Annotated in this window: 8 protein-coding genes; 3 read left to right on the top strand and 5 right to left on the bottom strand. The window is 69.0% G+C overall.

The genetic code is table 11. The annotated features are described in order from the left end of the window. Positions 1-35 precede the first annotated feature (35 nt). From Q0599_RS00880 to cadR, 5 genes are all read right to left on the bottom strand, one after another. Positions 36-1,205 (bottom strand): TolC family protein, encoded by a 1,170-nt coding sequence (locus tag Q0599_RS00880; protein WP_298824348.1) that lies wholly within the window; start codon positions 1,203-1,205, stop codon positions 36-38. 259 nt (positions 1,206-1,464) lie between these two features. Further along, positions 1,465-1,836: a cation efflux protein, CzcI family gene (gene czcI, locus Q0599_RS26080; protein WP_367180882.1), complete on the bottom strand. Its 372-nt coding sequence runs from the start codon at positions 1,834-1,836 to the stop codon at positions 1,465-1,467. A gap of 68 nt (positions 1,837-1,904) precedes the next feature. Then, on the bottom strand, positions 1,905-2,618 hold the full coding sequence (locus Q0599_RS00885; protein ID WP_298824351.1) for a transglutaminase family protein: 714 nt from the start codon (positions 2,616-2,618) through the stop codon (positions 1,905-1,907). Between the two features lie 120 nt (positions 2,619-2,738). Next, a complete protein-coding gene (locus Q0599_RS00890; protein ID WP_250196049.1) occupies positions 2,739-3,089 on the bottom strand; it encodes a CzcE family metal-binding protein in 351 nt (116 codons plus the stop codon). Between the two features lie 140 nt (positions 3,090-3,229). Beyond that, the gene (gene cadR / locus Q0599_RS00895; RefSeq protein ID WP_250196048.1) at positions 3,230-3,673 is read right to left on the bottom strand and encodes a Cd(II)/Pb(II)-responsive transcriptional regulator; all 444 of its coding nucleotides are present in this window, start codon (positions 3,671-3,673) and stop codon (positions 3,230-3,232) included. Positions 3,674-3,769: 96 nt separating this feature from the next. Here cadR and Q0599_RS00900 point away from each other — a divergent pair, with 96 nt between their 5' ends. The 3 genes from Q0599_RS00900 to Q0599_RS00910 are packed head-to-tail and all read left to right on the top strand — an operon-like array spanning position 3,770 to position 6,851. Then, the gene (locus Q0599_RS00900) at positions 3,770-6,085 is read left to right on the top strand and encodes a cation-translocating P-type ATPase (protein WP_298824358.1); all 2,316 of its coding nucleotides are present in this window, start codon (positions 3,770-3,772) and stop codon (positions 6,083-6,085) included. Continuing rightward, positions 6,082-6,444, top strand: a complete 363-nt coding sequence (locus Q0599_RS00905; protein ID WP_298824361.1) for a DUF3703 domain-containing protein — start codon at positions 6,082-6,084, stop codon at positions 6,442-6,444. Before Q0599_RS00900 ends, Q0599_RS00905 begins: the two co-directional genes overlap by 4 nt. Continuing rightward, complete coding sequence (locus tag Q0599_RS00910) at positions 6,441-6,851, top strand: signal peptidase II (RefSeq protein WP_298824364.1); 411 nt, start codon at positions 6,441-6,443, stop codon at positions 6,849-6,851. The genes Q0599_RS00905 and Q0599_RS00910 overlap by 4 nt, the downstream gene beginning before the upstream one ends. The last annotated feature ends 8 nt before the right edge of the window (positions 6,852-6,859 follow it).

Here is a 6,859-nt window from a genome sequence, read left to right on the forward strand (position 1 = left end):
GATTCGCAAGAAGAGGTGGTTGTTCGGTTCGTTCGTCACTGCGGCAGCAGCCCCAGCGCCTGGCGCCAGGCGGAGATCGCGGCGGCCAGCTCGATGCGACTGCGCGCGGCCTGCCGTTCGGCCTCGTTGGCCTCTGCGTCGATGCGCAGCCGGGTCGGCAGGTCGGTCTCGCCCAGCCGGAAAGACTTCTCGAAGAAGCCGCGTGTTTCGCGTGCCAGCGTCGCCCGGCGCTCGGCCGCTGCCAGCTGGACCCGCGCCGCGTCGACCCTTGCCACGGCGGCGTCGCGCTCGGACTGCAAGCGCGCGCGGTCAAGCGCAAGCTGGGCCCGGGCCTCGGCAGCATCGGCACGCGCGCTGGCCACTCGGCTGTCATGTCTCGGACCGCCACCGAACGGAATGCGCACGGCCAGTGTCACCGTCTGGCCGTATCGCTCGCCCGACGCCCCGCGGTCGCGCGTCGTTGCCAGGGTCAGTTCGGGGTTCGCACGCGACTGCGTGGCAGCCAGCACGGCGGTGCGCTCGGCGGCGCTGGCGCGATCCTGCAGCTCCGCGATCGCCGGATGGGTGCCCGCCTCGGTCGCGGCGGGCTCCGGCTCGGCAGCAGCCATCACTGCGGGGGTTATCCCCATCGGGCTCCCCGACAAGGCCTTGACCTGCTGCAGCGCCGCCGTGGCCGCAGCCTCGGCCTGCGCCAGTCCCGCCTCCGCCGCAGCCACGGCGCCATCGGCCTGGTGCTGGTCGGCGCGAGCGAGCTCACCGGACCTGGCGCGGCGCGAGACGTCGGCGGCGAGCTTGCGTGCGTTGTCGAGCTGCCCGCGCGCGATCTCGACATCGACGCCGGCACGCTGCCAGTTCCACCAGGATTCGCGGACCGCTGCTGCCAGGCGAACGCGGGCAGCCTGGGCACGGCTTTCGACGGCGGCTGTCTCGGCCTCCGCGAGCGCGCCGCTGCTGCGGCGTTCGCCTGGAAGCCACAACGGCACGGCGAGACCGACCTCGAGTTCCCGGGCGCCGTCGTTGCGGGTGAGGCGGTCGGTCCTGTGGCTTGCCTCAAACGCAGGCGGCTCGGGGGTCCAGGCTTCGGCCGCACGGCGCTGCGCCTGCGCCGCTTCCCGGCGGGACTGCAGCGCCAGCGCCTCGGGTTGACGTGCCCAGGCCGCCTCGAAGAGTTCCTTGAGGCCGGGCGTGCCAGGTCCGCCATGCATCGGGGCTGCTGGTGCCTGCGCCACTGCGCCGGCAACGGCCCCGGCCAGTACTGCGGCAAGCAGTGCCTGCCGCATGCCGATCGTTGTTCGTGTTCTCGGATGCATCCGATGCTCCAGTGTCAAAAGGGGGGGAACATGGGAGACCGGCGAGCCGCGACCAATTCAGTCGCGCCGACCCGAACGAGTTGCCGAGGGCGAGCTACGGCAACGCGCTCAGGCGCGGACGAGGTTCAGGAGGAGAACGAACCCGCCTCGCCGATCAGGCGAGGCGCGCCCACTGAGGGCGTTCAGGTTGGGCTGCCGCCTGGGCAGCGCACGGTGCATCGCCGGCGGGAGTCGGGGCGGCCGTAGCGCGGTCGTGCGCCGTGGTGACGGGCGACACCAACATGCCTGTGCACTGACCATGGCAATGGCCACAGTCTGCGTCAGGCGTCGAGGTGGCGCCTTCGTCAGCACCCGACTGATCGGACACATCCGCCGTTGCAGGCGCATGCCCGTGATCGGCGTGATCGTGGTGCCCGACATGGTCCGCTGCCGCACCCGATTCATGGGCGCAGTAGTCCGCCACTGCCGCCCAGGACATCTGGGTGGGCAGCAGAACCAGCAACAGAATGGCGAGCCAGCGGCGCATGAAGTCAGAGTGTAGCGGCTACAGGGTTGACCGCGGGCATGCGAGGCCAAGCGGAGGCGTGAAGGACATCACCACTGCCCGGCGCGGACGCGTGCCACGTTGTCGTTCATCCAGCGGCGGATCGCGTGCACGAAAAGCCATCGCTTCGGTCCGCGCAGGTTGGTGCCATGCCAGGCATAGAACGAGTCGGGATCGTCGAAGGTCCCAAAGTCGTCGACGATGCCCTCCTTCTGGATGAAGGTGTCCTGGCCACGCCACTCGACGTCCGGCGCCGACAGGTCCCGGGTAGCGGCGCCGAAGCCGCAGAAGCGTCGCGTACCAGGGAATCGGCGTTGCAGGCTGCGAAGGTACTGCGCGTCGAGGATGAATCCCTCGAGACAGACCCATCGCTCCTCGAACCAGACCTCCACCCAACTGTGGATGATGCGCCGTGGCGCCAGGACATACGCAACGCCGGTGATCGCGCCCTTTTGGAGCGCCTTGTCGATGGTGAAACCGTGGAAACGGCACGGCACGCCGACGCTGCGCAGCAAGGCCATCAGCAGCGTGCCCTTGGTGTTGCACTGCCCATGGCCGTCGGCCAGCACGCGGGATGCCGGCAGATCATCCTCCTCGTTGTAGCCGAACGCGATCTCGTCGCGGACGAAGTCGTAGACCGCACCGATCCGCTCGCGCATCGGCAGCACGCGCCATCGCCGCTCGGCGACAAGCCGCTCGATGTCGGGATGTTGGGTGTCGAGCAGCGGCGTGCTGCGAAGCAGTGACGAAGGTGCGTCGGACATGACTCGAACAGGGTGGCACCAGGCGGCGACAGCCGAATTTCAGACCCTGAAGCCACTACCGGGTCAAGTCCGCCGCGCCGGCCGATCTCGGCCGGCGCTTGTGCGCGCGTCGGACCGCGCTCAGCGGCGGTTGGACGGATCGCGCCCGACGTATGCGACGGCGGATTTCGCGCCGAAGCCCGGCGGCGCGATCTTGGCGAGGTCGACGCCACGCCGGTCCAGGCCATTGAAGGTCCATGCGAACTGCTGTCCGGCGTCGCCGCGGAAGGCGACCGTCTCGCCGTAGGCGATGTTCGGGCGCGGGGCCTGCGCCAGGTCGACGACACGAGCCGCGCTCGACACGGCGGCTGGCTGGCCGTAGATGGATTGGCCGTTCATGAAGGTCTCGCCAGCCGCGAAGCCGACGGCAGGCGCGGCCGCCACGACCAGCACGGCCGACAGGCGCAGAAGGGATGACGAAGGTGATTGCATGAGTTCCTCGTGGTGGTGTGATCGGCTTTCGCTCAGCCGCATGCCTCGATGGCATGGCCACGGACTCTAGAAATCGCCTGGCAACAGTTTTGGAACCGGCAGATGACAGTTCGGTCATCTGGCCCGAGGCCTGCGCCGGCTCAGTGAGCGCCGTGAACGTGGCGCCGCTTCGCCGGGGCCGCGGGCGCGGCGGCGGCCCGGTCGAGGCCGTTGAGAATGCCGCAATCCGCCAGGGCGTGGGGCGACGCGCACCGCGCGCGCAGTGACTTCAGATCCTTCTCCAGCGCTCGCAGTTCGCGAATGCGGTGCGCCACATGGCCGATGTGTTCGTCCAGCAGGGCGTTGACCTCGCCGCAATCCTGCGCGGGCGACTCGCGTAGTGCGATGAGGGCTCTGATTTCGTCGAGCGTCATGTCCAGGTTGCGGCACTGCCGGATGAAGGCGAGCCGCTCGGCGTGCGCCGCCAGGTAGACGCGGTAGTTGTTGTCCGCCCGGGCCGGCGGCGGCAGCAGCCCCTCGCGCTCGTAGAAGCGGATCGTCTCGACGGGTGTTCCGGTGGCCTCGGCCAGTGCTCCGATCTTCATGGCTGCAATCCTTCGACTTCCCTGATTGGGACGGGGACTTGACTCTACACTGGCTACAGGGTTTGCAATGAGGCAAGGTCAACGAGGATTCTTGCGATGAGCCATTCCCATGCCGAAAGCGGCAATACACACCGGCACCATCACGGCGATGGTCATGCCCATGCCCACGACGCCCGGCACATTGACCCTCCTGCACAGGTGAAAGAAGCCGCGTGCGCGGACGACGGTTGCGGCGCCTGCGCCATGCCCGCGACGTTGCTGCAACCCGACCCATCAGCGCGGGGGCGCAGTTTCCGGATCGCGACGATGGACTGCGCGGCCGAGGAGGCCGAGATCCGGCGTACCCTTGATGGCATGCCCGGCATTCGCGGCCTGCGATTCCAACTGGGCCAGCGGGTGCTCACGATCGATGCCGACGAGTCGTCGATCGCACCGGCGCTGGCGGCCGTGCGCAAGTCCGGTTTCGACCCGCAGCCGATCGCCGGCGGCGAATCAGAGGCCGGCCATGCGGTGGGCGACGGTCATGATCACGAGGTCGTGCGAGGCCAGGTCCCCAAGTTGGCCGGGGCGCTTCTCCTGGCCATCGGCGCCGAGATCATCGGCTACTTCGCGCCGGAGACCATGGTCTGGCGGGGGGCGGGACTTGCCGTGGCGGCCATTGCGATCTGGCTCGCCGGCTTCGACGTCTACAAGAAGGGTCTGACGGCGCTGCGGCACGGGCGTCTGAACATCAACGCGCTGATGACCGTGGCCGTGACGGGCGCCTTCGCGATCGGCCAGTGGCCGGAAGCCGCGATGGTGATGGCGCTGTACGCCATCGCCGAGGCGATCGAGGCCAGGGCCGTGGACCGCGCGCGCAACGCCATCAAGGGCCTGCTGGCGATGGCACCGGAGCAGGCATCGGTTCGCCAGGCCGATGGCAGCTGGGCGACGCTGCCCGTGGGTCAAGTCGCGGTTGGCGCTCTGCTGCGGGTGAAGCCGGGGGAGCGCGTTCCGATGGACGGCGTCGTCCGCTCGGGGCAGACCAGTATCAATCAGGCGCCGGTCACCGGCGAGAGCATCCCCGTCGACAAGGCGAGCGGGGATCCGGTCTTTGCCGGCACCATCAACGAGTCGGGGACATTCGAGTTCGAGGTCACCGCCCTCGCTTCGAATTCGACCTTGGCGCGCATCATCCACGCCGTCGAGGAGGCGCAGGCGACCCGGGCGCCGACGCAGGGCTTTGTCGACAGGTTTGCGGCGATCTACACCCCGGCGGTATTCGTGATCGCTGTGGCAGTGGCACTGCTCGGCCCCTGGCTGCTCGGCTGGACGTGGCTGCAAGGCGTGTACAAGGCCCTCGTGCTGCTGGTCATCGCCTGCCCCTGCGCGCTGGTGATCTCGACCCCCGTGACGATCGTCAGCGGCCTGGCTGCCGCCGCGCGGCGCGGCATTCTGATCAAGGGTGGGATCTATCTGGAAGAGGCGCGCAAGCTCAAGGCCATCGCGCTGGACAAGACCGGCACGATCACCGAGGGCAAGCCCAAGCTGGTGGCCTGGGAGGTGCTTGGTCCGGGGACCGATGCTGCCGCCGCCGAGCACATCGCCGCGGCGCTGGCAGGGCACTCCGACCATCCGGTGTCGCGTGCCATCGCTGCGGGCCTGCGGCCCAACAGTGTCGAAGCGAAGGACTTCAAGGCCATCGCCGGTCGCGGGGTCCAGGCCGACATCGGCGGAACGGCCTACGTCCTCGGCAACCACCGGCTGATCGAGGAGCGTGGCCAATGCTCTCCGGCGCTGGAGGCCACCTTGCGCACGCATGAGGAAGCGGGCCGTACCGTCAGCCTGCTGGCCTCCGACGCGGGCCCCGTCGCCTTGTTCGCCGTCGCCGACACCATCAAGCCGTCGTCGCGCGATGCGGTGGCATCGCTCAAGGCACTCGGCATCACGCCGGTGATGCTGACTGGCGACAACCAGGCTACGGCCACCGCCATCGCGCACGAGGCAGGCATAGCCGAAGCGCGCGGGAACCTGCTGCCCGAGGACAAGCTCGAAGCGATCAAGGCGCTGCAGGCAGAACATGGCCTGACCGCGATGACCGGCGACGGCATCAACGACGCGCCGGCGCTGGCGCAGGCCGACATCGGCGTGGCGATGGGTGCGGCCGGCACCGACACCGCGATGGAAGCGGCCGACGTGGTGGTGATGAACGACGACCTGCGCCGCATCGCCGAGACGGTGCGGCTGTCGCGGTCGACGCACGCCGTGCTGTGGCAGAACATCACGCTGGCGCTGGGCATCAAGGCCGTGTTCCTGGTGCTGGCGGTGTTCGGCAACGCGTCGATGTGGATGGCGGTATTCGCCGACATGGGCGCGAGCCTGCTGGTCGTGCTCAACGGCCTGCGCTTGTTGAAGAGGGGGGAGGGCAAGTGACGACAACGACGGGATCACGGCGCATCGAGGCCTTCGAGGCCGCAATGGCCGAAGCCGCCCGGCATCGCTCCGCCGGCGACGCCAAGAGCGCGTTCGCAGCCCTCGAGCGCGCGCATGTGCTCGGGCAACTCGACTTCGTCCCGCACCTGCGGGTGCACTGGCAGATGCTTCGGGCCGGCTGGGCAGCGGGCGACCGGCGCGAAGTGGCGGGCCAGCTGATGCGCATCGCGCTGGTGCCGGTGGGCCATCTGGTCGGCCGCCTGCCGGTCGGCAACACCGGCGGTTCGAACGTCAGTGCGTTCAAGCCGATGGCAATCCCGCCCGATCTCGAGCGGCTGATCGAGGACCGCGACCGATGACGCCCGCATCCGTCGGCCTTGTCGAACCACGCGCGGCGGCATCGGCCTCGCGGGGCCGCTGGTGGCTGCTGATGGGCGTCGCCGCGTTGCTCCTCGCGCTCGATCAGGGGATCAAGTGGGTGGTCGCCGCGAATCTGTCGCTGGGCGAAGGCATCACTGTCACCACCTGGTTCAATCTTGTCCATGTCCTCAACCCCGGCGCTTCTTTCTCGTTCCTCGCCGACGCGGGCGGCTGGCAGCGCCACGCGCTCACCGCGGTCGGCCTGGCCGTCAGCGTGGCACTCGCCTTGCTGTTGTGGCGCGGCGTTCGCAGCCGACTCGAAACGGCCGCCTACGTCGGCCTGATCGGCGGCGCACTTGGGGGTCTCCTCGTTTTCAGTGCAATAAGTGACGGTACGCAAAGCTAGCACTGGCG

Origin of the sequence: uncultured Piscinibacter sp., assembly GCF_937952055.1 — a bacterium.
Lineage (GTDB): Bacteria > Pseudomonadota > Gammaproteobacteria > Burkholderiales > Burkholderiaceae_C > Piscinibacter.